Annotated in this window: 30 protein-coding genes; 11 read left to right on the forward strand and 19 right to left on the reverse strand. The window is 69.3% G+C overall.

Going from position 1 to position 24,828, the window contains the following annotated elements; all coding sequences use genetic code 11:
• Positions 1-147: 147 nt before the first annotated feature.
• The 10 genes from recO to pyrE all read right to left on the reverse strand — a co-directional run bounded on the left by recO (position 148) and on the right by pyrE (position 7,435).
• The gene (gene recO, locus G3M57_RS15830; RefSeq protein WP_163231659.1) at positions 148-879 is read right to left on the reverse strand and encodes a DNA repair protein RecO; all 732 of its coding nucleotides are present in this window, start codon (positions 877-879) and stop codon (positions 148-150) included.
• Positions 880-1,755 carry an arylamine N-acetyltransferase family protein gene (locus G3M57_RS15835; protein WP_163231661.1) on the reverse strand — a complete coding sequence of 292 codons (876 nt, stop codon included), beginning with the start codon at positions 1,753-1,755 and terminating at the stop codon, positions 880-882.
• Positions 1,756-1,839: 84 nt separating this feature from the next.
• Positions 1,840-2,799 (reverse strand): GTPase Era, encoded by a 960-nt coding sequence (gene era / locus G3M57_RS15840; RefSeq protein WP_163231663.1) that lies wholly within the window; start codon positions 2,797-2,799, stop codon positions 1,840-1,842.
• Positions 2,800-2,856: 57 nt separating this feature from the next.
• Positions 2,857-3,522: a hypothetical protein gene (locus G3M57_RS15845; RefSeq protein WP_163231665.1), complete on the reverse strand. Its 666-nt coding sequence runs from the start codon at positions 3,520-3,522 to the stop codon at positions 2,857-2,859.
• A 114-nt stretch (positions 3,523-3,636) separates the two neighbouring features.
• Positions 3,637-4,341, reverse strand: coding sequence for a ribonuclease III (gene rnc, locus G3M57_RS15850; protein WP_163231667.1), 705 nt, complete (start codon positions 4,339-4,341; stop codon positions 3,637-3,639).
• On the reverse strand, positions 4,338-5,186 hold the full coding sequence (lepB, locus tag G3M57_RS15855) for a signal peptidase I (RefSeq protein ID WP_163231669.1): 849 nt from the start codon (positions 5,184-5,186) through the stop codon (positions 4,338-4,340). Before lepB ends, rnc begins: the two co-directional genes overlap by 4 nt.
• Before the next feature lie 171 nt (positions 5,187-5,357).
• Entirely contained in the window at positions 5,358-5,498 is a 141-nt protein-coding gene (locus tag G3M57_RS15860) for a hypothetical protein (RefSeq protein ID WP_163231671.1), read from the reverse strand.
• Positions 5,499-5,691: 193 nt separating this feature from the next.
• Entirely contained in the window at positions 5,692-6,093 is a 402-nt protein-coding gene (gene acpS / locus G3M57_RS15865) for a holo-ACP synthase (protein ID WP_056759726.1), read from the reverse strand.
• Positions 6,090-6,845, reverse strand: coding sequence for a pyridoxine 5'-phosphate synthase (locus G3M57_RS15870; protein ID WP_056759728.1), 756 nt, complete (start codon positions 6,843-6,845; stop codon positions 6,090-6,092). The genes acpS and G3M57_RS15870 overlap by 4 nt, the downstream gene beginning before the upstream one ends.
• A 5-nt stretch (positions 6,846-6,850) precedes the next feature.
• Positions 6,851-7,435 (reverse strand): orotate phosphoribosyltransferase, encoded by a 585-nt coding sequence (pyrE, locus tag G3M57_RS15875; protein WP_056759729.1) that lies wholly within the window; start codon positions 7,433-7,435, stop codon positions 6,851-6,853.
• A 266-nt stretch (positions 7,436-7,701) separates the two neighbouring features.
• Here pyrE and G3M57_RS15880 point away from each other — a divergent pair, with 266 nt between their 5' ends.
• From G3M57_RS15880 to kdsA, 3 genes are read left to right on the forward strand one after another with little or no spacing between them, the layout of a single operon-like run.
• Positions 7,702-7,944, forward strand: coding sequence for a hypothetical protein (locus G3M57_RS15880; RefSeq protein WP_056759730.1), 243 nt, complete (start codon positions 7,702-7,704; stop codon positions 7,942-7,944).
• Complete coding sequence (locus G3M57_RS15885) at positions 7,905-8,318, forward strand: NUDIX domain-containing protein (protein WP_056759731.1); 414 nt, start codon at positions 7,905-7,907, stop codon at positions 8,316-8,318. Before G3M57_RS15880 ends, G3M57_RS15885 begins: the two co-directional genes overlap by 40 nt.
• Positions 8,319-8,356: 38 nt before the next feature.
• Positions 8,357-9,208 carry a 3-deoxy-8-phosphooctulonate synthase gene (gene kdsA / locus G3M57_RS15890; RefSeq protein WP_163231673.1) on the forward strand — a complete coding sequence of 284 codons (852 nt, stop codon included), beginning with the start codon at positions 8,357-8,359 and terminating at the stop codon, positions 9,206-9,208.
• Between the two features lie 188 nt (positions 9,209-9,396).
• On the opposite strand, the gene G3M57_RS15895 is transcribed toward kdsA, so the two are convergent.
• Together G3M57_RS15895 and rpoZ are read right to left on the reverse strand one after the other, a co-directional pair.
• Entirely contained in the window at positions 9,397-11,664 is a 2,268-nt protein-coding gene (locus tag G3M57_RS15895) for a RelA/SpoT family protein (RefSeq protein ID WP_373287740.1), read from the reverse strand.
• A 71-nt stretch (positions 11,665-11,735) separates the two neighbouring features.
• Positions 11,736-12,095, reverse strand: coding sequence for a DNA-directed RNA polymerase subunit omega (rpoZ, locus tag G3M57_RS15900; protein ID WP_007671240.1), 360 nt, complete (start codon positions 12,093-12,095; stop codon positions 11,736-11,738).
• 225 nt (positions 12,096-12,320) lie between these two features.
• On the opposite strand from rpoZ, the gene G3M57_RS15905 reads away from it, so the two are divergent.
• Both G3M57_RS15905 and G3M57_RS15910 read left to right on the forward strand, forming a co-directional pair.
• On the forward strand, positions 12,321-12,710 hold the full coding sequence (locus G3M57_RS15905; protein ID WP_163231675.1) for a hypothetical protein: 390 nt from the start codon (positions 12,321-12,323) through the stop codon (positions 12,708-12,710).
• Complete coding sequence (locus G3M57_RS15910) at positions 12,707-12,925, forward strand: helix-turn-helix transcriptional regulator (RefSeq protein ID WP_056759735.1); 219 nt, start codon at positions 12,707-12,709, stop codon at positions 12,923-12,925. Before G3M57_RS15905 ends, G3M57_RS15910 begins: the two co-directional genes overlap by 4 nt.
• Before the next feature lie 35 nt (positions 12,926-12,960).
• On the opposite strand, the gene G3M57_RS15915 is transcribed toward G3M57_RS15910, so the two are convergent.
• From G3M57_RS15915 to folK, 3 genes are all read right to left on the reverse strand, one after another.
• Positions 12,961-13,560 carry a YdeI/OmpD-associated family protein gene (locus tag G3M57_RS15915; protein ID WP_056759736.1) on the reverse strand — a complete coding sequence of 200 codons (600 nt, stop codon included), beginning with the start codon at positions 13,558-13,560 and terminating at the stop codon, positions 12,961-12,963.
• 61 nt (positions 13,561-13,621) lie between these two features.
• Complete coding sequence (locus G3M57_RS15920) at positions 13,622-15,670, reverse strand: M13 family metallopeptidase (protein ID WP_163231677.1); 2,049 nt, start codon at positions 15,668-15,670, stop codon at positions 13,622-13,624.
• 117 nt (positions 15,671-15,787) lie between these two features.
• On the reverse strand, positions 15,788-16,270 hold the full coding sequence (gene folK, locus G3M57_RS15925) for a 2-amino-4-hydroxy-6-hydroxymethyldihydropteridine diphosphokinase (protein ID WP_230983983.1): 483 nt from the start codon (positions 16,268-16,270) through the stop codon (positions 15,788-15,790).
• A 53-nt stretch (positions 16,271-16,323) separates the two neighbouring features.
• Between folK and G3M57_RS15930 the strand changes: the two genes are divergently transcribed.
• Both G3M57_RS15930 and G3M57_RS15935 read left to right on the forward strand, forming a co-directional pair.
• Positions 16,324-16,929, forward strand: a complete 606-nt coding sequence (locus G3M57_RS15930; RefSeq protein ID WP_163231679.1) for a LabA-like NYN domain-containing protein — start codon at positions 16,324-16,326, stop codon at positions 16,927-16,929.
• 3 nt (positions 16,930-16,932) lie between these two features.
• The gene (locus G3M57_RS15935) at positions 16,933-17,610 is read left to right on the forward strand and encodes a uracil-DNA glycosylase (RefSeq protein WP_163231681.1); all 678 of its coding nucleotides are present in this window, start codon (positions 16,933-16,935) and stop codon (positions 17,608-17,610) included.
• 17 nt (positions 17,611-17,627) lie between these two features.
• Here the strand turns inward: G3M57_RS15935 and G3M57_RS15940 are convergent, their stop codons facing one another.
• A complete protein-coding gene (locus tag G3M57_RS15940) occupies positions 17,628-18,113 on the reverse strand; it encodes a MarR family winged helix-turn-helix transcriptional regulator (RefSeq protein ID WP_163231683.1) in 486 nt (161 codons plus the stop codon).
• Between the two features lie 59 nt (positions 18,114-18,172).
• On the opposite strand from G3M57_RS15940, the gene G3M57_RS15945 reads away from it, so the two are divergent.
• A complete protein-coding gene (locus tag G3M57_RS15945) occupies positions 18,173-18,628 on the forward strand; it encodes a hypothetical protein (RefSeq protein ID WP_163231685.1) in 456 nt (151 codons plus the stop codon).
• 2 nt (positions 18,629-18,630) lie between these two features.
• Here G3M57_RS15945 and G3M57_RS15950 read toward each other — a convergent pair whose 3' ends face one another.
• Together G3M57_RS15950 and glpK are read right to left on the reverse strand one after the other, a co-directional pair.
• The gene (locus G3M57_RS15950; protein ID WP_163231687.1) at positions 18,631-19,581 is read right to left on the reverse strand and encodes an SMP-30/gluconolactonase/LRE family protein; all 951 of its coding nucleotides are present in this window, start codon (positions 19,579-19,581) and stop codon (positions 18,631-18,633) included.
• A 14-nt stretch (positions 19,582-19,595) separates the two neighbouring features.
• Positions 19,596-21,086, reverse strand: coding sequence for a glycerol kinase GlpK (glpK, locus tag G3M57_RS15955; protein WP_163231689.1), 1,491 nt, complete (start codon positions 21,084-21,086; stop codon positions 19,596-19,598).
• A gap of 172 nt (positions 21,087-21,258) precedes the next feature.
• Here glpK and G3M57_RS15960 point away from each other — a divergent pair, with 172 nt between their 5' ends.
• The 3 genes from G3M57_RS15960 to G3M57_RS15970 all read left to right on the forward strand — a co-directional run bounded on the left by G3M57_RS15960 (position 21,259) and on the right by G3M57_RS15970 (position 23,776).
• A complete protein-coding gene (locus G3M57_RS15960) occupies positions 21,259-22,347 on the forward strand; it encodes a DUF2336 domain-containing protein (protein ID WP_163233757.1) in 1,089 nt (362 codons plus the stop codon).
• Positions 22,348-22,390: 43 nt separating this feature from the next.
• A complete protein-coding gene (locus G3M57_RS15965; protein WP_056759760.1) occupies positions 22,391-23,173 on the forward strand; it encodes an NAD kinase in 783 nt (260 codons plus the stop codon).
• Between the two features lie 120 nt (positions 23,174-23,293).
• On the forward strand, positions 23,294-23,776 hold the full coding sequence (locus G3M57_RS15970) for a hypothetical protein (RefSeq protein ID WP_056759763.1): 483 nt from the start codon (positions 23,294-23,296) through the stop codon (positions 23,774-23,776).
• Between the two features lie 103 nt (positions 23,777-23,879).
• Here G3M57_RS15970 and folD read toward each other — a convergent pair whose 3' ends face one another.
• Positions 23,880-24,758: a bifunctional methylenetetrahydrofolate dehydrogenase/methenyltetrahydrofolate cyclohydrolase FolD gene (gene folD / locus G3M57_RS15975; RefSeq protein WP_056759769.1), complete on the reverse strand. Its 879-nt coding sequence runs from the start codon at positions 24,756-24,758 to the stop codon at positions 23,880-23,882.
• Positions 24,759-24,828 lie beyond the last annotated feature (70 nt).

A 24,828-nucleotide genomic window follows, 5' to 3' on the forward strand; every position in this document is an offset into this window, starting at 1 on the left:
GAGTTTGGGATACGGCTCACTTGCCCCCTACGGGTCGCTTCGCGACCGTCTTCCCCCGGAGGGGGAAGAGCCTAGGCGCGAAGGCTCCGCCCCCTCTGGGGGCGGACAGACCGCGCAGCGGTCAGGTGGGGGCAAGGGGGCGAACCCTCACAACCGCCCCGCCTCGCCCAGCCGGTCCAGCAGCCACACCCGGGCGGGGGGCAGCGGCTTGTTCAGCGGGTGGAACACGAACTGCTCGAGGAAGTGGCCGGTGATGTCGAGCCCGGCCTTGACGTCGCCGTCGACCAGCCCGCCCTGGGCCGACAGCATGAACGGCGGCAGCGGCAGCAGCTTGTCGTGGTACGGCGCGCCAGCCGCGCGGCTGACCGCCCGGCCGGTGCGCGGGCTGACATAGACCAGGTCGTCCAGCGCACCGGTGGCGGCGCATCGGGACAGGTCCAAGCCAAAGCCGAGGTCCTGCAGCAGCCCGGCCTCGAACCGCACATAGACCGCCGGCCAGATGGCCGGGACAGCCAGGGCGGCGATCAGGGCCTCCAGGGCGTGGAAGGCCCCCGGATGAGCCTCGCGCTCGGGCAGAGCCCCGGCGGCCACGGCGGCGGCGGCCGACAGCCCCGATAGGGCCAGGGGCTCGTCGAACAGCGACGAAGGCCCCTCGCCCATCGGCTCCAGACTGGCCGCGCCCAGCTGGTCGCTGACCCGGGCGCGATAGCGGGCGATGACCTTGGCCCCGGCCTGCAGGAACGGCTTCATCCGCCGCGAGGCCGCGCCCGAGACATGGGCGGCGAACTTGCCGCGATCCTGGGTCAAGAGCTCGACGATCGCCCCGGTCTCGCCATGGACCCGCGCCGACAGCACGAAGGCCTCGTCTTCCCACTCCATCTAGGCCTGGGTCCCCCAGCCCACGATCGTCTCGATCAGCGGCCGCCACGCCGGCTGGACCGGCAGGCCCAGCACGTCGCGCAGGGTCGTCTCCAGTTCGTCGGCCGACAGGTCGCGTTGCTCGACCAGGGCCCCGCCGGCGTCCCGCCAGGTCAGGCGGTTGTTCTTCAAGGCGTAGCGGGCGGTCGGCGTGGTGCGGCCGGCCGTCAGGCTGAAGGTGAAGTGCGAGCTGGGATGGGCGTAGGTGTAGAAGTTGGCCTGCTCGTAATCCTGATCGGCCCAGGCGCCGAGCGCCACCTGGTAGGTCGCCGCCCAGCGGCCCGAGAGGTTGGCCTGGACCTGCCGCTCGCCGCCCAGTTCGTCGATCGGCAGGATGCGGAAATCGCCGTTGGGCGTGGCCTGCACCGCGTCGGAGAACAACGCCAGCGGCCCGGTCAGCACGCAGCCGCCGAAGCCGACGTCGGCCAGCCAGGTCGTGTCGTCGCCTGGCGCCCGCACGGCCAGCACCATGTGCGAGCGCGGGCGCGGCGGCAGGTGGTCGGGGACCATCCACAGCACCCGCGCCATCAGCCCCGTGACCTCGAAGCCCAGGGCCGTCAGCACCCGCTTGAACAGGCCGTTCTGCTCGTAGCAATAGCCCCCTCGCCCGGCCGCGATCAGCTTGGCGTCGACCTCGGCCGGATCCAGGCTGATCGCCTTGCCCAGCAGCACGTCGAGGTTCTCGAAGGGAATCGCGTCGGGGTGCTTCTGGTGCAGGGCGCGCAGCACGCCGAGCGTCGGCTCGCGCGGGCCGTCATAGCCGATGCGGGCGAAATAGGCGTCCAGGTCAACGCTGGGCGAGGCCGCTTGGGCGGGCGCGATGTCAAGCTTGCTCACGGGCCGATATTCCCTGTCTGTTCTCAGGCCTACAGGTAACGCTTCGGCGCGGGATTGCCACCCCGCGCCGAACGCTAGCGCGCCCTAAACGTCGAAATCCAGGCCCATGTCGTTGAACAGGCCGCGCTCCTCGGCCCAGTTCTCCTTGACCTTGACGTGCAGGAACAGGTGGATCTTGCGGTCCAGGATGTCCTGCAGCTCTTCGCGGGACGCCTTGCCGATCCACTTGATCACCTCGCCGCCCTTGCCCAGCACGATGGCCCGCTGGCCGTCGCGCTCGACATAGATGGTCTGCTCGATGCGGGCGCTGCCGTCGGCGCGTTCCTCGAAGGCGGTCGTCTCCACCGAGGCGGCGTAGGGCAACTCCTCGTGGACGCGCAGATAGATCTTCTCGCGGGTGATCTCGGCGGCCAGCAGGCGGGCCGGCAGGTCGGCGGTCTGGTCTTCCGGATAGAGCCAGGGCCCCTCCGGCATAAGCGAGGCCAGCTTGGCCATCAGGTCGTCGACGCCTGCGCCGGTGCCGGCGCTGATCATGAACACCTCGGAATAGACCCCGGTGTCGTACAGGTCCTGGGTGACGGCCAGCAGGGTCTCGCGCTTGACGCCGTCGATCTTGTTCAGCGCCAGGATCACCTGGCGGCCGGCGGCCTTCAGACCCTCGATGATGGTCTGGACGTCCTGCACGGAACGGTGCTCGCCCGGGGTGGCGCGGCGCTCGCGCACGGCCAGTTCGGCCTGGACGTCGACCAGGTGGACGACGACTTCGCTGTCCTCGGCGCCGCTCCAGGCGGAGCGGACCATGGCGCGGTCCAGGCGGCGACGGGGGGTGAAGATGCCGGGGGTGTCGACCAGGACGATCTGGGTCTGGCCGGTCATGGCCACGCCGCGCACGGGAAAGCGCGTGGTCTGGACCTTCTGGGTGACGATCGAGACCTTGGCCCCGACCATGCGGTTGACCAGGGTGGACTTGCCGGCGTTCGGGGCGCCGATGATGGCGGCGAACCCGGCGCGGGTGTTTTGGTTTTGGGAGGTGGTGTCAGTCATTGCGGGTGCGTGTAGCACCGATGCGTCGAAAAAGCCCTCCCCCAGTTGGGCGGCCCTTCAGGCCAACGGGGCGAACGGGACGAGACCGAAGCGGCGCAGGCGTTCGTTCGCGGCGTCTGCGTAGCGATGGGCGAAGGCCTCACGTTCCTCGCGCGGCCGAGCAAAGAACGCAGCTGCCCGCGCGTCCCAGTCGTCCGGACTATCGGCCGGCGCGCGCGCCACCTTTTCCAGCCAATCGACATGGTGGCCAATCTCGTGCGGCAGGGTGCGATACAGTTGGGTGGCGCGAACCGCTTCCAGGCTGGGGCTCACGATCCAGCGTGATCCGGCCTGCTCGACCTCGTGCCCGTCTTCCGCCAGTCGCGCCAGTTCGGCCTGACCGTCCGGCCCTAGCGCGCCGGACCACTCGATTGGCCTGGTCGGGTCAACGGCCTCGATGAACACCATCGGTCCCGTGCAAAATGAGGATCGGCGCCGCAAGCCAAGATCGGCGCTGTAGGCGAAACGGCCCCAGACCGGCGACAAAAGCCGCGCTTTGCGCGTGGGTTGTCGCAGAACGATCGCCGCCAGGTCTTCCCAGTCGGTGCGCGGCAGGTTTTCCAGCACCCGCGCGATGTCGGCCACCGAACAGGCGTGGACGCAGCCACCGTGATTTTCCTCGACCACGAACAGCATTTCATAGCCGGCGATCGGGACCCGGATACGCTGGTGAGGGCCGAGCATGGCGTACCACACCCGCTCCTCGGACGTGGGCCAGGGGATGACCAGGCGATTGTCGACGCCATGCCCCTGTTTGGCCGTGCCGATATTGCGGTTGCGGCGAGTCGGGACGCGCACCTAAGCCCCGCCCGCCCCTTCCCGCTCCAGCAGCGCCTTGGCGGCGGCCTTCTCGGCCTCCTGCCGCGAGCGGCCTTCGGCATGGACCGGATCCAGCCCGGCCACCGTCACCTGCACGGTGAACACCGGCGCGTGGTCGGGGCCCTTGCGGTCCTTGACCGCATAGGTCGGCAGCGGCTTGCCCTTGCCCTGAGCCCATTCCTGCAGCGCGGTCTTGGGATCGCGGGGCTTGCCCTGGTTGGCGCGCTCGAACTCGTCGGCCCACAGGTCCAGGAACACCCGCCGGGCCGTTTCCAACCCGCCGTCGCGGTAGAGCGCCGCCATCAGCGCCTCGGCGGCGCCGGCCAGGATCGAGTCGGTCTCGCGGCCGCCGATCTTGCTGGACGAGGCCGACAGGCGCAGAGCTGGGCCGACATTGGCGGCCCGGGACACCCGGGCGCAGGTCTCGCGGCTGACCAGGGCGTTCAGGCGTGGGGCCAGCTCGCCTTCCTTGGCCTTGGGAAAACGTTCGGCCAGGGCCTCGGCGGCCAGCAGGCCCAGCACGCGGTCGCCGATGAACTCCAGCACCTCGTTGTCGCCGGCCTTCTTGGCCCCATCGCCCACGCTGGCGTGGGTCAGGGCCAGCTCCAGCAACTGGCGATCCTGGAACGTATGGCCGATCCGGCGCTCCAGGTCGCCGACGGCGACGGCGCGCCGATCGGTCATTTCAGGACGCGGAAGAAGCGGCTCGGCCGGGCCTCGGTGAACCAGGTCCACGGCTTGAACAGGTGGGCGTCGGCGTTCCAGGACAGCAGGATCAGCTGGGCGCGGCCCACCAGGTTCTCGGCCGGCACGAAGCCAACGCCTTCCTGCATCCCGATGTACTGGTCGTTAGCGTAGTCCCACTTGCACGTGCCGGGGCCGGTCTTGAAGGCCGAGACACCCGGATCAAAGCGGCTGTCCAGCGAGTTGTCGCGGTTGTCGCCCATGAAGAAGTAGCAGCCCTGCGGCACCACATAGACGCCCGTGTTGTCGGCGTCGCTATCGGGGCCGTAGTCCTGGGTGGCGTACTTGCGGCCTTCGGGATTGGTCTCCTCGAAGCGGCCGGCGCGGATGGTGCCGTAGCCGGTGTCGACCAGGGCCGAGGGCATCTCTCTGCGCGGCAGGGCCTTGCCGTTGATGTAGACCACGCCGCCGCGCACCTGCACCCGGTCGCCGGGCAGGCCGATCAGGCGCTTGATGTAGTCGACATTGGGGTCGCGCGGCAGCTTGAAGACGATGATGTCGCCGCGGGTGGGCGCCTTGCCCAGGATGCGGCCGTCGAACAGCGGCGGGCTGAACGGGATGGAGTGCTTGGACCAGCCGTAGCTGTACTTCGACACGATGATGTAGTCGCCCTGGTAGAGGTTGGGCTCCATCGACGCCGACGGGATCGTGAACGGCTGGAACAGCAGCACCCGCAGCACCAGGGCGATCGCCAGGGCGTAGGCGACCGTCTTGACGATCTCGATGAACTCCTTGACCGCCCCGGCCTTGTCGTCGGGCGTTTCGGTGTCGGCGGCTTCGGTCATGCGCTGCAGGGCTCTCGACGAAATGGACGGCGGGCGAACCCGACGCGCCTAGCTAGACGGGGTTTACGACGGGAGCAAGCGTGGCGCCCGTTAACTCGCCTTCATGGCGTGCGCGGCCCGACGTCGCGCCCCAAACCGGCGCGTGGTCCAGCTTGATCCCGGAGTCCGGGGTCAAAATGTGGCGAGGATCGCCAGCAGCACCAGGGCGAAGAAGCCCCAACTGACCACCAGCCAGGCCAGCGGCCGCGCCTGCCAGGGTTTCGGCTGCCTGCCACGCGCCGTCTTGCCGTCGGCATCGCTCCAGATGGCCATGTGCTTCCCCGTCCCAGAACGGCGCCGTAGGCGGCGCTTGGGAATGCTGGGTGCAAGGCAGGGGCCGCGCTTTTTAGGTCCTCCCCCGTGGGGGAGGCGGCCGAAGGCCGGTGGGGGGATGTTGCCGGGGGACGAAACACTCCCCCCCCTCCGTCGGCTGCGCCGACACCTCCCCCACAGGGGGAGGATCTATCTAGGTCGCAGGCACCGCCTCGATGATCACGAAGGCCTGGGCGTAGGGATGGTCGTCCGTGAGCGACAGGTGGACCACCGCGGTCATGCCCTCGGGAACCATCGCGGCCAGACGCTCGGCCGCGCCGCCGGTCAGGGCCATGGTCGGCTTGCCGGATGGCAGGTTGACCACCCCCATGCCCGCCAGGTGCACGCCGCGTTTCAGGCCGGTGCCCAGGGCCTTGGAGCAGGCCTCCTTGGCGGCGAAACGCTTGGCGTAGCTGGAGGCGCGGTCGGGCTTGCGCTCGGACCGCTTGCGCTCGATCTCGGTGAAGACCTTGTTCGTGAACCGGTCGCCGAAGCGTTCGAGGGACTTCTCGATCCGGCGGATGTCGCACAGGTCCGAGCCGATCCCGATGATCACGCGACCGTCTCCAGGCGGGCGGCGTCCATCAGGGCCCGCATGCGCTGCATGGCCTGGGGCAGGCCCACGAAGATCGCCTCGCCTATGAGAAAATGGCCGATGTTCAGCTCGGCGACCTGCGGGATGGCGGCGATCGGCTTGACCGTGGCGTAGTCGATGCCGTGGCCGGCATGGACCTCCAGGCCCAGGCTGGCGGCCAGTTCCGCCCCGGTCTTCAGCCGTTGCAGGATGGCGGCGGCGCGGTCGGCGTGACCCTCGCGGGCGGCGTCGCAATAGGCGCCGGTGTGCAGTTCGACCACCTGGGCGCCGGCCTCGGCCGAGGCGCGGATCTGGGCGGGGTCGGCCTCGATGAACAGCGACACCCGCGCGCCGACGGTCCGCAGGCGGGCGACAGCCTCGACGATACGGACCTTGCCGCGCACCACGTCCAGCCCGCCCTCGGTGGTGACCTCCTCGCGACGCTCGGGCACCAGGCAGGCGGCGTGCGGCCGGGCCTGAAGGGCGATGCCGACCATCTCGTCGGTGACCGCCATCTCGAAGTTCAGCGGCTTGCCACGCTTGAGGCAGAGATCGGTCAGCAGGACGATGTCGGCGTCGCTGATGTGGCGGCGGTCCTCGCGCAGGTGGGCGGTGATGCCGTCGGCGCCGGCCGCCAGGGCTAGCTCCGCGGCCCGCACCGGCTCAGGATAGCTGGCTCCGCGCGCGTTGCGGATCGTGGCCACGTGGTCGATGTTGACGCCGAGCCGCAGCATGCCGATCAGCCCTTCAGGCGCCGGCTGCCCGGATCCTCGATCGGCACGGCCGCCAGTTCCGGCGGCAGGGCGTCGGCCGGATAGGCCGGGACCTCCAGGCTGCACAACGACACCAGCGGCACGCCGACATCGACCTTGCCGCCCGAGCGGTCGACGATGCAGGCCGCGGCGATCACGTCGCCGCCGGCCGCCTGGATCGCGGCGATGCACTCGCGCGACGACAGGCCGGTGGTGACGATGTCCTCGACCATCACGACCTTCTGGCCGGGCTCCAGGTGGAAGCCGCGGCGGAACTTGAAGGCGCCGCCCTCGCGCTCGACATAGATCGAGGCGACGTTCAGCCAGCGGGCGGTCTCGTAGCCCGGGATGATGCCGCCCACGGCCGGCGAGACGGCCACGTCGGGCTGACCCACCGTGGCCACGATCTTCTCGGCCAGCGCCTTGCAGAGGCGCGCGCAGCGCTCGGGCCGCATGAACACCAGGTTCTTCTGCAGGAAGACGGGGCTGTGCAGGCCGGAGGACAGCACGAAGTGGCCTTCGCGCAGGGCGCCGGCGGCGCGGAATTCGTCGAGAACGTCATCGTTGGTCATGAGAGGGGGATATAGGCGGAGCGGCGCGAGTCTACAAACCGCGCGACGGCAAACTCGCGCCACGAGGGAACAATACCGCCGCTCAGCCGCTATGGTTTGGTCCCCACGTGTGTAAGGCGGACACGAGTCGTCCCGGGTCAGCGCTTCAAGGCCGCCCGTGAGTCGCGACGGCCACCCGCCGAAGTAAGGCGCGTGCGCGAAAACCTCCCGACGACCAGCCGATCCGCGACCGCGGACCTGTGAGCAACCCTGGAAGGTGGCTCCCCATGACTAACTATCTGATCGAGACCTCGGCGAGCCTGTTGAAGAAGGCGAACGACCTGGACCTGCTGGCCCGGCGCGCCAGCAAGCCCGGCCACGCCAGCATCTACCGCCGCGTGGCCGACACCAGCCGCGTGGCGGCCGCCTTCGCCAAGATCAACGAGACCCTGGACTGGCGCGACGCGCAGGCCGGTGTAGGGAAGGAGCCATGTCCGACGATTCCTTCCCCCCTCCCCGCCCCCGCGTAGGCTGCGGCGCGGCGATCCTCGACGCCCAGGGCCGGATCCTGCTGGTCCAGCGCCGCCGCCCGCCCGAGGCCGGCTGCTGGGGGCAGCCCGGCGGCAAGCTGGACTGGGGCGAGAACGGCCGCGCTTGCGCCGAGCGCGAGATCCTCGAGGAACTGGGAATCACCGTCGTCGCCGGCCCGGTGCTGTGCGTCACCGACATGATTGCCGAGGACAGCCACTGGGTGGCGGTGACCTATCGCGCCGACGGCTGCGTGGGCGAGCCGGCCATCCAGGAGCCGCAGGCCCTGGCCGACTGGGGCTGGTTCGCCCTGGACGCCCTGCCCTCGCCCCTGACCGCCGCGACCCTCGACGCGGTCGCCGCGCTTAAGGCATAAGCTCGCGCCAACCGCCGACCCAACCAGGAAGACCCGCCATGTCCGTCGTCACCCTCAAGCGCTGGAACATTTCGATGGGCGCCGGCCAGCCCCTGGCGGTGATCGCCGGCCTGAACGTGCTGGAGAACGTCGAACTGGCGCTGGAGGTCGGGCGCGAGCTGAAGGCGATCACCGCCGAGCTGGGCCTGCCCTATGTGTTCAAGGCCAGCTTCGACAAGGCCAACCGCTCGTCGATCACCAGCTATCGCGGCCCGGGCCTGAAGGACGGCCTGGCCATGCTGGCCGAGATCAAGGCCAAGCTGGACGTGCCGATCGCCACCGACATTCACGAGGTCGACCAGGCCGAGCCGGTGGCCGCCGTCGCCGACCTGGTGCAGATCCCCGCCTTCCTGTGCCGCCAGACCGACCTGATCGTCGCGGCCTCGCGAGCCACGGCGGCGGCCGGCGGCTGGCTGCACGTCAAGAAGGCCCAGTTCATTGCCCCTTGGGATTGCAAGAACATCGTCCACAAGGCCCGAGAGGCCGCACCGGACCTGCAGATCGTGCTGTGCGAGCGCGGCGCCTCGTTCGGCTACAACAACCTGGTGGTCGACATGCTGGGCATCGCGCAGATGCAGAGCTTGGGCGTGCCGGTGACCATCGACGCCACCCACGCTGTCCAGCTGCCCGGCGCCGACCCGCGCACCGCCGGCGGCTCGACCGGCGGCCGCCGCGAGGGCGTGCCGATCATCGCCAAGGCCGCCGTGGCGGCGGGCGCGGACGGGGTGTTCCTGGAGTTCCACCCCGAGCCCGACAAGGCCCTGTGCGACGGCCCCAGCTGCCTGCCGCTGAGCGACGCGGCGGGTTTGCTGCGGACCTTGAAGGCGCTGCACGGGGTGGTGCGGGCTTAGGGGCCAACACACCTCCCCTTTTAACCGTCATTCCGGGCCTTGTGCCCGGAACCCCTCGTTCAGCTGACGGTGAGATGCTTTGGCGCGCTGGCGCGCCACACCCCCGCACTTGCGGCGGACAAAGGGGTCCCGGGCACAAGGCCCGGGATGACGGAGCTAGTTGGAATGATGGGGAAGCCCCGGCCGCCCTATCCCCGCGTCCGGTCCACCGTCTCCACCGTCGGGCACGTCCGCAGCGCCGCCGAGATGTTGGTCAGGTGCTTGGCGTCGCGCACCTCGACGTCGATGTCGACGTCGAAGAAATCGCTCTGCCGGTGGTGCATGCGCAGGTTGACGATGTTGCCGCCGGCCTCGCCGATGATCGTGCAGACTTGGCCCAGCACGCCCGGCGCGTTGCCGATGGTGGCGTGCAGGCGGGCCAGGGACACCGTCTCGCGCTCGGCCTCGGCCGTCCAGTTCAGGTCGCGCCAGAGGTCCTCGCGGTCCTCGTATTCGGCCAGCTTGGGGCAATCGATGGTGTGAACGTCCAGCCCCTCGCCGTCCTCCCGCAGGATGCCGACGATGCGGTCGCCCGGCACCGGGCTGCAGCAGTGGGCGAAGTGCAGCGAGACGCCGGGGGTCAGGCCGCCGCCGCGCACATAGAGCCGCGCGGCCGTGCCGCCCTCGATCTTGCGCCGCGCCGTGGCTACGGCGACGTCCGTGTCCTTCATGCCCGGGAAGGCCGTCTCCAGCACCTGGCTGGGCGAGACGCGGCCGCGGCCGACGGCGTCGAACAGGGCTTCCTCGGTGTCCAGGGCGAAGCGCTCCAGGATCGGGCGCAGCGACACGTCCTTCAGCTTCTTGCCGGCCCGCTCGAACACCTGCTCCACCGAAGCCCGGCCCAGGCGCAGGAACTCTTCCTTCTCGGTCTGGCGGATATGCCGCCGGATGGCGGATCTTGCGCGGCCGGTCACCGTCAGCGAGCGCCAGTCCGGCGGCACCACGGGCTTTGAGCCCCGCACCACCTCGACCACGTCGCCGTTGTTGAGCAGGGTCCGCAGCGGCTTCAGCTCGCCGTTGATCTTCACCCCGATGCAGGTGTCGCCGACGCTGGTGTGGACCGCATAGGCGAAGTCCAGCGGCATGGCGCCCCGCGGCAGGCTGACCAGCTTGCCCTTGGGCGTGAACACGAACACCTGGTCGAGGAACATCTCCAGCTTGGCGTGCTCGACCAGTTCCTCGGCGTCGCCGCCGTGCTCCAGCACCTGGACCAGCTGGCGCAGGTTGGCCAGGGGATCGCGGCCGCCGGCCGCTTCCATGCCTTCCAGGTCCAAGCCGTAAGAGGCGTCCTTGTAGCGGAAGTGGGCGGCCACGCCCTCCTCGTTGACCCGGTCCATGGCCTCGGTGCGGATCTGCATCTCGATGCGCATGCCGCGCGGCCCCACCACCGTGGTGTGCAGCGAGCGGTAGTTGTTGCGCTTGGGGGTGGAGATGAAGTCCTTGAAGCGGTCGGGCACGCTGGACCAGGCGCGATGCACCACTCCGAGGGCCCGGTAGCAGTCCTCCTCGCTGTCGACGATCACGCGGAAGGCGTAGATGTCGGACATCTGCGAGAAGCCGATCGACTTGCGCTGCAGCTTGCGCCAGATCGAATAGGGCGACTTCTCGCGGCCGAACACCCGGGCCGGCAGGCCCGACGATTCCAGGCGGGCGGCGATCTCCTGGCTGACCAGGGCCACGGCCCCGCCCTGCTCGGCGCGCAGGGTGTCCAGCCGGCGGATGATCGCGTTGCGGGCCACCGGGTTGGTGTGCTCGAAGGACAGTTCCTCGAGCTCGGTGCAGATGCGGTGGCAGCCGATGTTGCGGGCCAGGGGCGCGTAGATGTCGCGCGTCTCGCGAGCGATGCGTTCGCGCTTGGCCTGGCTCTTGATGAAATGCAGCGTCCGCATGTTGTGCAGACGGTCGGCCAGCTTGACCAGCAGGACGCGAACGTCCTTGGAGATGGCCAGGATGAACTTGCGCAGGTTCTCGGCCTGGCGGGCGTGCTCGGCCTGGAGCTCCAGCTTCGACAGCTTGGTGACGCCCTCGACCAGCTCGCCGATCTCGTCGCCGAACAGCTTGGCGATCTCTTCCTTGGTGACCGGGGTGTCCTCGATCACGTCGTGCAGCAGGGCCGTGACGATGGTGGCGGTGTCCAGCCGGTATTCGGTCAGGATGCCGGCCACCTCGATCGGGTGGGCGTAGTAGGGGTCGCCGCTGGCCCGCGTCTGGCTGCCATGCATGCGCATGGCGTAGACATAGGCGCGGTTCAGCAGGGCTTCGTCGGCCGTCGGATCGTAGGCGTGGACACGCTCGATCAGCTCGTACTGGCGGAGGAACTTCTGGCGGGGCTTGGCGGCCGGGGCCGCGGGGGTCGCGTCGTTGGCGGCCGGTAGAGACGAAGACGCGCCCGATTCCTCTCCAGCAGATGGAGAGATCTCGGGCGCGCGGTCGGACGGAGCGGCGGCGGGCGCCGCTTCGAGAATGAGAGGGTCTGCGCCGTCGGGGCTCAGTACCGCTCCTCCTGACCGCCGTCGCGGTCGCTCTGCAGGGCGCGGACCAGTTCCAGTTCGCTCATCTGCATGTGGGTGGGATCGGCCAGCAGGGCGAGGGTTTCGGCCTCTTCCTCGGCTTCGGTGTGCTCGTCCACGCGCTGCAGCGTGGTGATCAGCTGTTCCTTCAGGCCCTCGTGGTCGACCACGTCGTCGGCGATCTCGCGCAGGGCGACGACGGGGTTCTTGTCGTTGTCGCGATCGACGAGCAGCGAGGCGCCGGCCGAGATGCCGCGCGCCCGGTGGGCGGACAGCAGGACCAGAGCGAAGCGGTTGGGAACCTTCTCGACGCAATCTTCGACGGTGACGCGGGCCATGAATTCCTCGGGCTATGAGCCTTGGTTATCGCAAAATAGGGTCTTGAGCGGCGTTACACAACGCCGCATCGGCAAAGTCCCGGCTTTCGCGAGGGGGCGCTTATGCCGGGTTTGGCCGGAGAAGTCCAGACTTCCATGCGCGCGCCGCCCCACGGCGGATGTTGGGTTGACCTAACATCTCGATCAATGTTAGGCAAACACAACTCGATGATGGGAGAACCCAACATGAACCCGACCTGGCCGACCAACTGGCGCTACACGCTCGGCGCCATCGCCGCGTGGATGCTGTTCCTGGCGTGCGTGATGGGCGTAACGGTTGGACGGGCCTCCGGTTGGCCGCTCGCCGTACTGATCGCGCTGGCGCTCGTCCCCGCCGTCACGGTGGCCTTGCAATTCCGCGCCGCCTACAGGCTGATCGCGGCTCAGGACGAGTTCGTCCGCGCCCTGACGCTGAGGCGAATGGTCGTCGCGGCCGCCGCCGCAATCGCGCTGGCCACAGCCTGGAGCGTGATGGAACTCATCGGGCTGCCCCGCCTGCCGGCCTGGCTGATCTATCCGCTATTCTGGGGCCTGTTCGGGATCGCGACCCCGCTGATCCGGGACACCCGCGCATGAAGAGCCGCCTGAAGGTGCTGCGGGCCGAGCGCGGCTGGACGCAGGAGCAGCTCAGCCAAGCGGTGGGCGTGTCGCGCTACGCCATCAACGCCCTGGAGACCGAGCGGCACGACCCGTCGCTCGATCTGGCGTTCCGGATCGCGGGCGCCTTCGGCCTGACGATCGAGGAGATCTTTCCCAATCCTCACGCCCAGAGGTCCCGCGACGTCGCCTGAGCGAGGTCTGGGAGCGGCCAGCGGTCGTCCCTCCCTTACCGGCTCTTCTGCGGATAGATCGTCTCGCCGCGCTCCAGCATCGCGACGAAGGTCTCGATCTTCTTCCTGCGCCCCGCCTCCGTCTTCATGTTGTGCACGCGGAAGGCCAGGGCGAAGCGGTTCTGTTCGGTGAGCTTGCCCAGCATCGCCTTGGCCTGTGGGCTGGCGTCGATCGCGGCCTGCAGATCGTCGGGGATCTTCAGGCTCTTGCCGCTGCCATAGGCGCGATCCCAGCGCCCGTCGGCCTTGGCCGCCTCCACTTCCCGGAGGCCGTGCGGGGTCATCCGCCCCTCGGCGACCAGGCGCGCGACATTGTCGACATTGATCTGGCTCCAGACGCTCTTGCGGCCGCGCGGCGTGTAGCGCTGCAGGAAGCTCTGGTCGTCGAAGCCCTTGCGCACCGCGTCGATCCAGCCCCAGCACAACACGACGTCGATCGCCTGCTTGGGGGTGATCGAGGGCAGGCCTGAGCCGACCTTGTGGATCTTGATCCAGACCTCGCTCTGCTTGTCATGATGACGCGAGAGCCAGTCGTGGAAGGCGTCGGCGTCGACGAATTCGTGGACGTGGTCGGGATTGACCTCGATGGCGGCCATCAGCGGGTTCTCGGCGAGCGTGACGTCCCGGGCGCGAGCCCGGGACGATGAAAGGCCTCCCCTACCAGACCTTCACGCGCTTTTCCGGCGGCAGGTACAGGGCGTCGCCCGGCTTGATGCCGAAAGCGGCGTACCAGGCGTCGAGATTACGCACGGTGTCGGCTCGGTACTGGTCGGGGGCATGGCCGTCGGTGACCAGTTGCTGGCGCTCGGCCTCCGGACGGCTGTAGCCGCGCCAGGACTGGGCGTAGGCCAGGAAGAACCGCTGGTCGCCAGTCAGGCCGTCGATCACCGGGGCTGGCTTGCCGCCCAGCGAGGCGTGGTAGGCGTCCAGGGCCGCGGCCAGGCCGGCGACGTCGGCGATGTTCTCGCTCAACGTCTGCTTGCCGTTCACGGCCAGGTCCGGGAACGGCTTGTAGCCGTCGAACTGGTCGGCCAGGGCCGCCCCGGCCTTCTGGAAGTGCTCCAGGTCGGTCGGGGTCCACCAGTTGCGCAGGCGCCCCTGGCTGTCGAACTGCGCGCCCTGGTCGTCGAAGCTGTGGCTGATCTCGTGGCCGATCGTGCCGCCGGTGCCGCCGTAATTGGCCGCCGCGTCAGCGTCGGCGTCGAAGTACGGCGCCTGCAGGATGGCGGCCGGGAAGTTCAGCCCGTTCAGCATCGGCAGGTTCACGGCGTTGACGGTCTGGGGCGTCATCACCCATTGGCCGCGATCGACCGGCTTGCCCAGCTGCCCGATCCAGTAGGCGGTCTCGAACTGCTCCGAGCGCTGGACGTTGCCGACCGGGTCGCCGCGCACGATCTGCAGGGCCGAATAGTCGCGCCACTTGTCGGGATAGCCGACGCCGACCTTCAGCACCTCGACCTTGCGGCGGGCCTCGGCCTTGGTCTCCGGGGCCATCCAGTCCAGACCCTGGATGCGGCGCTCGAACGCGGCCTTGATGGTGTCGACCATGGCCGACACCTCGGCCTTGGACCGGGCCGGGAAGTACTTTTCGACATAGAGCTTGCCGACCACCTCGCCCAGCACGGCGTTGGTCGAGTTGACGCCGCGCTTCCAGCGGGCCGACAGCTGCGGCGTGCCCTGCAGGGCCTGGCCGTAGAAGGCGAAGCGTTCGTCGACGAAGGCCTTGGGCAGCAGGTTCGAATAGTGGTCCAGATAGTGGAAGGCCAGGTAGTCCTTCCAGGTGTCCAGGCTCTCGTCGGCCGCGACCTTGCCCAGGCCCACGACCATGGTCGGATGCCAGACGATGAAACGCGGCTGGTCGGCCAGGCCGGCGGCGGCGAAGAAGGTCTTCCAGTCAAGGCCAGGCGCCTTCGAGACAAAGTCGGCCTGGCTCCAGCTGTTGTTGGCCTTCTGGACGTCGGCGCTGTCGGCCCGGCTGCCCGAGGCCTGGGCGATCTTCGTCTCCAGGGCCATGATCCGCGCGGCCTTGGCCTCGGCGTCGGCGATCCCGCCCAGGGTCAGGACCTTGGCGATGTGGGCGAGGTACTTGTCGCGCACGGTCTTCATCGCCGCCTTGTCCGACAGGTAGTATTCGCGGTCGGGCATGCCCAACCCGCCCTGCAGCAGGAACGGCGCGTACTTGCTGGTGTCGTCGAACGACGGCGAGGCCCACAGGCCCAGCACGTTGTCAGTGTAGAAGTCGGTGGCGTTCAGGGCGTCGACGTCGGCGCGGACGTTGCCGCCCAGCACGGTGGCGAGGTCGGTGCGGCTCTTGATCGCCGCGATCCGCGCCAAGCCCGCCTGCATCGACGCCAGCCCGGCCTTCTCGATGGCGGCTTCGTCCATGTAGCTGGCGTAGTAGTCGCCGACCTTCTTGGCGTCGGGCGAGCCGCCGTCCTTGGCCGCGGCCTGGATCAGGTCGACGGTGCGCTTGGCGGCCTGCTCGACCAGGATAGCGCCGACGCCGTAGCTGCTGCGGTCGGCAGGGATCGGGTTGGCCTTGATCGCCGCGCCGTTGGCGTAGGTCCAGAAGTCGTCGCCGGGCTTGGTCGCCGTGTCGAAGGCCGACTTGTCGACCCCGCTCTTCAGGTCGGCGGCGAAGGCGGGCGCGGAGGCCAGCAGCGCACAGGCGGCGGCGCAGGCGAGCAGGCGGCGGGTCAGGGTCATGCAGGAGGTCCCAAGGAGCGCGAGCGCGGCGGCGCTCAGCACGATTTTGGCGCGGACTATCCAGCCGCCTTGGCCAAGCGGCGAATTAAAGTTTGGCAATGTGGACCGCGTGTCCCGCTACGCCGCCGGCTTGGCGTCCATTCCCACTGTGGCGGCGGCCGCCAGCGCCGCCGCCGTCCGACCGTAGACCGGATGGCGCCAGCGGGGCGCGATCTGGGCCAGCGGCCCCATGACGAACAGCCGCTCATGGGCCCTTGGATGCGGCACCACCACCACCCCGTCCAGCACCGTCCGGCCGTGGGCGATCAGGTCCAGGTCGAGGGTGCGCGGCGCATTGGCCTTCGCTCGGACCCGGCCGAAGCGAGCCTCCACGCGATGCAGGGCCTCCAGGACCTCGCTCGCCGGCAACCGCGTCTCGACCAGGACGACCCCGTTGAGATAAGCTGGCGCGGCCGGGTCGGGCCAGGCCGCCGAGGTCCACCAGGCGGACCGTCCCGTCACGGCCAGGCCTTCCGACGCCAGCGCGTCGACGGCCGCTTCGAGCAAGACCTCGCGACTCGGGTATGCTCCGGGCAGGCTGCAGCCCAGGGCGACCACCACCGCCTGATCGAGCTCGTTTTGATCGCATCGATTTTTCAAGGAATTCCGATCACGTGACCTTTTACCCGACCGAGCGCCTGGCGCTGTTCATCGACGGGGCTAATTTCTTCTCCGCCGCCAAGGCGCTGGGCTTCGACATCGACTACCGCAAGCTGCTGGACGAGTTCCGCAAGCGCGGCGTGCTGGTGCGGGCCTATTACTACACCGCCATCGCCGAGAACGAGGAGTATTCCCCAATCCGGCCGCTGGTCGACTGGCTGGACTACAACGGCTTCACCCTGGTGACCAAGCCGGCCCGCGAGTTCACCGACAGCCAGGGCCGCAAGCGGTGGCGCGGCGACATGGACGTCGAGATCGCGGTCGATATGCTCGAAATGGCCCAGACCGTCGACCACCTGGTGCTGTTCTCGGGCGACGGCGACTTCCGGTCCCTGGTCGCGGCCGTGCAGCGCAAGGGCCGCCGTGTCACCGTGGTTTCGACGATGAAGAGCCAGCCGCCGATGACCAGCGACGACCTGCGCCGCCAAGCTGACAACTTCGTGGACCTGGCCGACCTGGGCAATATCATCGGTCGCCCGCAGCGCTCCAGCAGCCTGCCCCGCTTCGTCACCGACCCGGCCCGGGGCGCCGACCCGCAAGACGACGCCGACGAGGACTGAAACATGGGCCAGCCCTCCAACATCGTCGGCGAGGTCGTGCCCTCGCCCGCCGAACCGCCGCGCGACTGCTCGCGCTGCCCGCGGCTGGTGGCCTATCGCCGCGAGAACCAGACGCTCTATCCGGACTGGTTCAACGGCCCCGCCCCGTCGTTCGGCGATCACGAGGCGCGGCTGCTGGTCGTGGGCCTGGCGCCCGGCCGCAAGGGCGCCAACCGCACCGGTCGGCCGTTCACCGGCGACTATGCGGGGACCCTGCTCTACGACACCCTGGTCAAGTACGGCTTCGCCACCGGCAAGTTCGAGGCCCGGCCCGACGACTCCCTGAAGCTGGTCGGCAGCGCCGTGACCAACGCCGTCCGCTGCGCCCCGCCCGGCAACAAGCCCGAGACCTCGGAGGAGAACAACTGCCGGCCGTTCCTGACCGCGCGGCTGGAGATGTTTCCTAACCTGAAGGCCATCGTCACCCTGGGCGACGTCTCGCGCCGCAACCTGCTCAAGGCCCTGGGCCTGAAGGCCTCGGCCGGCCTGCCCGGCCATGGCACCGAGTTCCAGGCCGGGCCCTACCGGGTGTTCAACAGCTACCACTGCTCGCGGCTGAACACGAACACCGGGCGGCTGACCACGCCGATGTTCGAGGCGTTATTTGAGCGGGTGAAGGCCTATCTGGACGCCAATCCTTAGGGCATCGCGCGGCTTGCCTAGGGCGCGGCCTTCAGGCCCGCGATGAAGTCGCGCGCCATGGCGATGTTGCGCTCCATGAACGCGGCGATCAGCGCCAGGTCCTCGTCCGAATAGCGGGCGTTCAAGTCCTCGCTGGCGGCCTGCAGCGGAGCGTACAGCGCGTTCAGGGCGGTCAGGCTGTCGGGCCTCACCCGCACCACCACGCGGCGGCGATCGGCGGGATCGCTTTCGCGCGCCACGTAGCCGGCGCGTTCCAGCCGATCGATCAGCCCGGTGATCGCGCCGCTGGTCAGGCCCGTGGCCCTGGCCAGTTCGCCCGCGGTGCGAGGGCCCTGCAACTGCATCAGGTCCAGGCACTCCAGGTCGCTGGCGTTCAGCCCGGCCCGGTCGGCGATCGTCTGGCTGATCAGCACGCCTTGCGCGCTGGCTTCCCGCATCGCCGCCTGCAGTCGCCACAGCAAGGCCCGGCGACCGTCCTCGCAACCCGTTGACGTCTCCGCCATATTATCTTACTCACTAAGATATTCTGAAACTAAGATACCATCTTCGGAGGAATCGACCAATGGACATCGCCGTCGCCACGGCCTTCGCCGCCTTGATCCTGGTCGCCGGCAGCCTGGGCGGCGGCGTCTACGAGACCACGCTGATCGACCGGTTGTGGCCCGACAATCCCGCGCTGGTCCAGCCCAGCCGAGGCGGCATCAATCGCAAACGGTTCTGGATGCCGGCGCACTTCGCCTTCGAGGCCCTGCTGGGCGCGGCGCTGTGGAGCGCCTGGACCCGTCCCGATGCGCGCCGGTGGCTGCTGGCGGCCCTGGTCGCCCACGTGGCGATGCGGGCCTGGTCGTTCGCCTATTTCATTCCGCGCGCGATAGCGTTCGAGAAGGCCGGCGATTTCAACGCCGACCAGCATGCCCGCGCCATGACCTGGGTCCGCGCCAGCGGCTGGCGGCTGCTGCTGGACCTGGCCGCCGCCGCGTCGCTGTGCCTGGCGATCATCGCCCTGCTGGCGACCTGACCTCACCAGACCAGCCCGGTCGTCTTCAGCCGCACCCGCGCCAGGGTGTGGTTCGAAGCGAGGAACAGGGTGCGGCCGTCCTCGCCGAACGCGCAGTTGGCGATGGCCGTGCCCGTCTCGATCACCCCGATCAACTCGGCCTGCGACGTCAGCACCAGCACCCCGCCTGGGCCGGTGGCGTAGAGCCGGCCCTCGGTGTCCAGGCACAGGCCGTCCGGTAGGCCCGGGCCGCCGGCCGCCCGCAGCGGCATGGCGTCGAAGAACAAGGCCTTTGACGTGGGCAGGCCGTCCGCCCCCAGGTCGTAGACCACCAGCTTGGGATCGTCGGGATCCGAGACCGAAACATAGAGCCGGCTCTGGTCGGGCGACAGGGCGATCCCGTTCGGGAAGCTCAGTTCGGCGTCCAGCAGGTCCAAAGTTCCGTCCGGGCGCAGGCGATAGACGCCGTTGAAGTCCAGCTCGCGCAGCGGCGAGGCGTTGCGGCCCTTCAGGCCGTAGGTGGGATCGGTGAAATAGATCGCCCCCGTCTTCGCCACCGCCAGGTCGTTGGGGCTGTTGAACCGCTTGCCCTGCCAACGGTCGATTACGAAGGTCTTTTCGCGCGTCTTCAGGTCGATCCTGGCCAGGGCGCGGTTGCCGTGGTCGCAAGCCAGCAGATGACCCGTCGCGTCCAGCGCCATGCCGTTCTGGCCCGGCTCGGCGAAGGCGTCGGTGGGCGGGCCGTCATAGCCCGAGGGGTTCAGGACCTCGCTGACGCCGTCCGCCGCGCTCCAGCGGTACATGACGTTGCCCGGCACGTCGGAGAACACCAGGTAACCGCCGTCGCGCACCCAGACCGGGCCTTCAGCCCAGATGAAGCCGTCGGCCAGCTGCTGGATCTCGGCGTCCGGCGCGACGACGGCGTCGAGCTTGGACGAAAGCCGGTGGATCTGGCCGACGATCGGATAGGTCATGGCGGACGCCTCGCTCACGAACGCACCCGCGGCAACGCATCCAGCCAGCGGGCGTAGGCGGCCTCGCGGGTCACCGTGTCGAACGCCGGCGTCAGCACCTCCGCCTCCGGCCGCGCCTTCACCGCGTCCTCGACCGAGCCGTAGACCCCCGCCCCCACCCCGGCGAACAGAGCCGCGCCCAGGGCGGTGGTCTCCTGGTAGCTGGCCCGGTGCACGGGCAGGCCGGTCAGGTCGGCCAGGCGCTGGCTGAACCAGGCGCTCTTGGCCATGCCGCCGTCGATGCGCAGGGCCGCGTCTTCGAAGGCCGAAGGAGCGTCGGCCCGCATGGCCTCGATCAGGTCGCGGCCCTGGAAGACGCAGGAGTCGAAGGTGGCCTGGGCGATCTCGGCCAGGCCGGCGTCACGGGTCAGGCCGAACACCGCGCCGCGCGCCTCGGCGTCCCACCACGGCGCGCCCAGGCCGGTGAAGGCGGGCACCACCACCACCCCGTGGTCGCCGCGCGCCGTGCGGGCCAGGGCCTCGGCCCCGCGCGGTCCGCCCGTCACGCCCAGCCCCTCGTTCAGCCACTGGATCGCCGCCCCGGCCACGAAGATCGAGCCCTCCAGGGCATAGGTCGTCCGCCCGCCGACCCGCGCCGCCACAGTGGTCAGCAGTCGCGACGCCGAATGCGGCCGGGTCTCGCCGGTATTGACCAGCATGAAGCCGCCGGTGCCGTAGGTGACCTTCATCTCACCCGGATGGATGCAGCCCTGCCCCATCAGCGCCGCCTGCTGGTCGCCGGCCACGCCGCGGATCGGCAGGGGCCGGCCCAGGATGTCCGGCGTCACCCGGCCGTAGTCGGCGGCGCAGTCCAGCACCGCCGGCAGCAGGGCGCGCGGCACATCGAACAGGGCCAGCATCTCATCCGACCAGTCCTGGGCCTGGATGTCGAACAGCAGGGTGCGCGAGGCGTTGGTGGCGTCGGTGACGTGCGCCTCTTTTCCCGTCAGCCTCCAAATGACCCAACTGTCGATCGTGCCGCACAGCAGCTCGCCCGCCTCGGCCCGGCGGCGCGCGCCCGGGACCTTGTCGAGGATCCAGGCGATCTTGGTGCCCGAGAAATAGGGGTCCAGCAGCAGGCCGGTGGCGGCGGTGACCGCCGGCTCGTGGCCTTCGTCGCGCAGCCGGTCGCAGACCTCGGCGGTGCGCCGGTCCTGCCAGACGATGGCCGGATGGATCGGCCGGCCGGTGGCCTTGTCCCAGACCACCACGGTCTCGCGCTGGTTGGTGATCCCCAGGGCGACGATGTCGGCGCTGTCGCGGTCGCACTTTTCGACCGTGTCGCGCAGCACGCCCACGCAGGCGGCGTAGATCTCGTCGGCGTCGTGCTCGACCCAGCCGTCGCGCGGATAGCTCTGGCGCAGCGGTCGGCTAGCGTCGCACACCGGCTTGCCGTCGGCCTGGAACAGGATGGCCCGGGTGCTGGTGGTGCCCTGATCGAGCGCGAGGATCAGAGGTTGGCCCATGCGTCAGCGTCTCCCTGGCGATCTTTCTTCCGCGGCATCGCGACGCTTGTTGTCGTCCATGCGTGGATTCCCTTGTTTAAGCATGTTTTCATCTGACGCCGCCAAGGTCCCTCTTGGTTAAGCTCGGATTTCGAGGAGGCTGGTGAGCCCTTCCGCCCAGACCGCGCAGCTCCTGTCCCTGGCTCGCAGCCGCGAGCCGGCCGATCGCGAGCGCCTGCTCGTCGGCATCGTGGAGATGTGCGACGCCGGCCAGGCCGAGGGCCGCCCGACCGCGCCCGAGGTCCAGATCCTGCTCGACTCGATCTTCATGACGCTGGTGGTCGAGGCCGAGCGCGACATCCGCGCCCGGCTGGCCCAGAGCCTGGCCGACGCCGCCTGGGCCCCGCCGGCCCTGATCAACATCCTGGCCCTGGACGAGATCGAGATCGCCCGGCCGGTCATCGCCCGCAGCCCGATCCTGCAGGACCATGACCTGATCCGACTGCTGGTCCAGGCCACGCTGGAGCACCAGATCGAGATCGCCCGCCGCCCGCAGCTGTCGCCGGCGGTGGTTGAGGCGATCCTGGCCAAGGACGAGTCGGCCGTGCTGACCGCCCTGGCCTCCAACCCGACCGCCCAGATCTCGCCCGAAGGCCTGCGCCAGCTGGTCGACAAGGCCCGCGACGTGGTCGCCCTGCGCTCGCCCCTGGCCCGGCATCCCAATCTCTCCGGCGACCTGGCCGAGCAGCTTTACCTGTGGGTAGGCCGCGCCCTGCGCGACACTCTCACGGCGCGCTTCCAGCTGGACCCCGACCGGATGGCCAAGGCCGTCGAGGCCGCTCTGCGCGGCGCCCATTCCGGGGCCGAGGTCGTCGACAGCCGGCCGGGCGTCGAACAGGCCGAGGACCGCGAGGAGATGGAGGCGGCCCTGGTCGAGAAACTGGACGCCGCCGGCCAGCTGCGGCCCGGCTACCTGCTGCGGGTGCTGCGCGAACGCCGCCTGCCGCTGTTCCTGTTCGCCCTGGCCCGCCTGGGCCGCTTCGACGTGCGCCAGGTGCGGCGAGCGGTCGACAGCGACCGTCCCGAGCTGCTGGCCCTGGCCTGCTCGGCGGTGGGGATCGACCGCAGCGTCTTCCCGACCATCCTGGCCCATGTGCGCGAACTGAACGGCGGCCGTCCCGGCGGCGGCGCCGAAGCCGCCCGCAAGGCCAGCGGCGCCTTCGGCCCCTTCGCCCCCGACATCGCGGCCATGGCGTTCCGCCGGGCCGTCAGCGCGGCGTGAACCCAGGTTTGACAACCCCGCCCCGATCCAGCCTCTTGGCGGCATGTTCCAGCCCCTGCCCTTCGTGACTCGCCTGACCTTCAAGGCCAGTGACCGCCCCGAGGCGCAGGAGGCGCGCGAACGGCTGGCGGTGCGCTACGGTGACGCAGGCGAGGAGAACGCCCAGGTGATCGTGGCCCTGGGCGGCGATGGATTCATGCTGGAGACCCTGCATGACACCCTGCAACGCCAGACCCCGATCTATGGCATGAACCGTGGCTCGGTCGGCTTCCTGATGAACGAATACAGCGAGGACGACCTGCTGGAGCGGATCAACGTCGCGGAACGGGCCGTCATCCACCCGCTGGCCATGGTCGCCATCGACGCCAACCGCAAGCAGCACCGGGCCCTGGCCATCAACGAGGTGTCGCTGCTGCGCCAGACCCGGCAGACCGCCAAGCTGCGCATCAGCATCGACGGCAAGGTGCGGATGGGCGAGTTGGTCTGCGACGGCGCCCTGCTGGCCACCCCCGCCGGGTCGACGGCCTACAACCTGTCGGCCCACGGTCCGATCATTCCGATCGGCGCCCAGGTCCTGGCCCTCACCCCGATCAGCGCCTTCCGCCCTCGCCGCTGGCGTGGCGCGCTTTTGCCGCAGACCGCCAGGGTGACGTTCGAGGTGCTTGAGTGCGATAAAAGACCGGTAAGCGCCGTGGCCGACAATTTCGAGGTTCGCGACGTCGTCGAGGTTCACATCGCCGAGGACAGCAGCGCCAGCCTTTCCATGCTCTTCGACGCAGGTCGAAGCCTAGAAGAGCGGGTTCTGACGGAGCAGTTCTCGGCCTGACAACACGGAGCACTATTGGTCAGGGCGCCACCCGCCCATTGGTCTGATTAAAACGGGCGTCTCATCTAATGTTAACGCCTTGATCCTATATTCCAGACCGATGCCCAGGGAGAAGCGTCCGTGACCAACAAGTCCGCCGCGGAAGTGATTCAGGTGCCGAACATGCTCAAGCTCAAGGTTGGCGGACGAGGCGGGATCGACATGGCGGCGATCGCCAAGGCCGAGGCCGCCCTCAAGAGCCTGTCGGGCAACTTCGCCCAGTGGCTGGACGACGAGATCGTCAAGCTGGAGGCCGCCCGCCAGGAGGTTCGCGCCCAGGGCCTGACCCCCGAGACCGTCGAGACCCTCTACCTGCGCGCCCATGACCTGAAAGGCCTGGGAGCCACCTACGAATTCCCGCTGATCACCCGACTGGCCGGCTCGCTGTGCAAGCTGATCGACGATCCGGCGACGCGTCTCTCCGCCCCGATGTTCCTGGTCGACGCCCACATCGACGCCATCAAGGCCTGCGTGCGCGACGAGATCAAGGTCGACACCCACCCGGTGGGCAAGGTCCTGGCCGCAGAGCTGGAAGGCCGCGTGGCGGAATATCTGGCCGGCTGATCGGCCGCCCCCTGCATTGAAGATCTGAAAAGCCCTGGTCCGCGCCGGGGCTTTTTTCTTTGCGCCATAACTCGCGGCGGAGGGCCGCGTCCGGAGAGGCCCGCTACCCCGCGATCCCGTTCAGCCGCTTGGCGGCGCTGACGGTGTTGGCCAGCAGCATGGCGATGGTCATCGGCCCCACCCCGCCCGGAACGGGGGTGATGGCTCCGGCCACCCCCTTGGCCGCCTCGAAGTCGACATCCCCGACCAGGCGGGTCTTGCCGTCCTCCTTGGGGATGCGATTGATGCCGACGTCGATGACGGTCGCGCCCGGCTTGATCCAGTCACCCTTGACCATCTGCGGCCGGCCGACGGCGGCCACCAGGATGTCGGCCTCGCGGCAGACCGCGGCCAGGTCCTGGGTGCGCGAGTGGGCGATGGTCACGGTGCAGTCGGCGGCCAGCAGCAGCTGGGCCATCGGCTTGCCCATCAGGTTCGAACGCCCGACCACCACCGCGCGCTTGCCGCGCAAGTCGCCGACCACGTCCCTGAGCAGCACCATGCAGCCGGCCGGCGTGCAGGCGGTCAGGGCCGGCAGGCCGCTGGCCAGGCGGCCCGCGTTGGTCACGGTCAGGCCGTCGACGTCCTTGTCGGGCGAGATCGCCGCGACGATGGCCGCCTGGCTCATATGGTCCGGCACCGGGAACTGCACCAGCACGCCGTGGATGGCCGGATCGTCGTTCAGCCGCTCGACCAGCGACAGCAGCTCGGCCTGCGAGGTCTCGGCCGGCAGGCGGTGGGTCTCCGAATGCATGCCGGCGGCCAGGGTCTGCTCGCCCTTGCTGCGCACATAGACCTGGCTGGCGGGATCCTCGCCGACCAGCACCACCGCCAGACCCGGCGTCAGGTCGTGCTCGGCCTTCAGCCTGGCGACCTCGGCGGCGACCTGCTCGCGCAGTTGGGCGGCGAAGGCCTTGCCGTCGATGATTCTGGCTTGCGACATCGCCGTCTCCTGTTTGGCGTTGCCTAGCCCCTACCCTCGCGCCGCGCAATATCCGCCGCAACGCACAGGA

The sequence above is a fragment of the Caulobacter rhizosphaerae genome (assembly GCF_010977555.1).
GTDB lineage: Bacteria > Pseudomonadota > Alphaproteobacteria > Caulobacterales > Caulobacteraceae > Caulobacter > Caulobacter rhizosphaerae.

Bases quoted from the DNA above. Each gene is read 5' to 3' on its own strand.
- recO (WP_163231659.1), bottom strand. From the start codon at position 879: ATGGAGTGGGAAGACGAGGCCTTCGTGCTGTCGGCGCGGGTCCATGGC.
- era (WP_163231663.1), bottom strand. From the start codon at position 2,799: ATGACTGACACCACCTCCCAAAACCAAAACACCCGCGCCGGGTTCGCC.
- G3M57_RS15845 (WP_163231665.1), bottom strand. From the start codon at position 3,522: ATGCTCGGCCCTCACCAGCGTATCCGGGTCCCGATCGCCGGCTATGAA.
- rnc (WP_163231667.1), bottom strand. From the start codon at position 4,341: ATGACCGATCGGCGCGCCGTCGCCGTCGGCGACCTGGAGCGCCGGATC.
- lepB (WP_163231669.1), bottom strand. From the start codon at position 5,186: ATGACCGAAGCCGCCGACACCGAAACGCCCGACGACAAGGCCGGGGCG.
- G3M57_RS15860 (WP_163231671.1), bottom strand. From the start codon at position 5,498: ATGGCCATCTGGAGCGATGCCGACGGCAAGACGGCGCGTGGCAGGCAG.
- G3M57_RS15870 (WP_056759728.1), bottom strand. From the start codon at position 6,845: ATGCTGCGGCTCGGCGTCAACATCGACCACGTGGCCACGATCCGCAAC.
- pyrE (WP_056759729.1), bottom strand. From the start codon at position 7,435: ATGACCAACGATGACGTTCTCGACGAATTCCGCGCCGCCGGCGCCCTG.
- G3M57_RS15880 (WP_056759730.1), top strand. From the start codon at position 7,702: ATGACTAACTATCTGATCGAGACCTCGGCGAGCCTGTTGAAGAAGGCG.
- G3M57_RS15885 (WP_056759731.1), top strand. From the start codon at position 7,905: ATGTCCGACGATTCCTTCCCCCCTCCCCGCCCCCGCGTAGGCTGCGGC.
- kdsA (WP_163231673.1), top strand. From the start codon at position 8,357: ATGTCCGTCGTCACCCTCAAGCGCTGGAACATTTCGATGGGCGCCGGC.
- rpoZ (WP_007671240.1), bottom strand. From the start codon at position 12,095: ATGGCCCGCGTCACCGTCGAAGATTGCGTCGAGAAGGTTCCCAACCGC.
- G3M57_RS15905 (WP_163231675.1), top strand. From the start codon at position 12,321: ATGAACCCGACCTGGCCGACCAACTGGCGCTACACGCTCGGCGCCATC.
- G3M57_RS15910 (WP_056759735.1), top strand. From the start codon at position 12,707: ATGAAGAGCCGCCTGAAGGTGCTGCGGGCCGAGCGCGGCTGGACGCAG.
- G3M57_RS15915 (WP_056759736.1), bottom strand. From the start codon at position 13,560: ATGGCCGCCATCGAGGTCAATCCCGACCACGTCCACGAATTCGTCGAC.
- G3M57_RS15920 (WP_163231677.1), bottom strand. From the start codon at position 15,670: ATGACCCTGACCCGCCGCCTGCTCGCCTGCGCCGCCGCCTGTGCGCTG.
- G3M57_RS15935 (WP_163231681.1), top strand. From the start codon at position 16,933: ATGGGCCAGCCCTCCAACATCGTCGGCGAGGTCGTGCCCTCGCCCGCC.
- G3M57_RS15940 (WP_163231683.1), bottom strand. From the start codon at position 18,113: ATGGCGGAGACGTCAACGGGTTGCGAGGACGGTCGCCGGGCCTTGCTG.
- G3M57_RS15945 (WP_163231685.1), top strand. From the start codon at position 18,173: ATGGACATCGCCGTCGCCACGGCCTTCGCCGCCTTGATCCTGGTCGCC.
- G3M57_RS15950 (WP_163231687.1), bottom strand. From the start codon at position 19,581: ATGACCTATCCGATCGTCGGCCAGATCCACCGGCTTTCGTCCAAGCTC.
- glpK (WP_163231689.1), bottom strand. From the start codon at position 21,086: ATGGGCCAACCTCTGATCCTCGCGCTCGATCAGGGCACCACCAGCACC.
- G3M57_RS15965 (WP_056759760.1), top strand. From the start codon at position 22,391: ATGTTCCAGCCCCTGCCCTTCGTGACTCGCCTGACCTTCAAGGCCAGT.
- folD (WP_056759769.1), bottom strand. From the start codon at position 24,758: ATGTCGCAAGCCAGAATCATCGACGGCAAGGCCTTCGCCGCCCAACTG.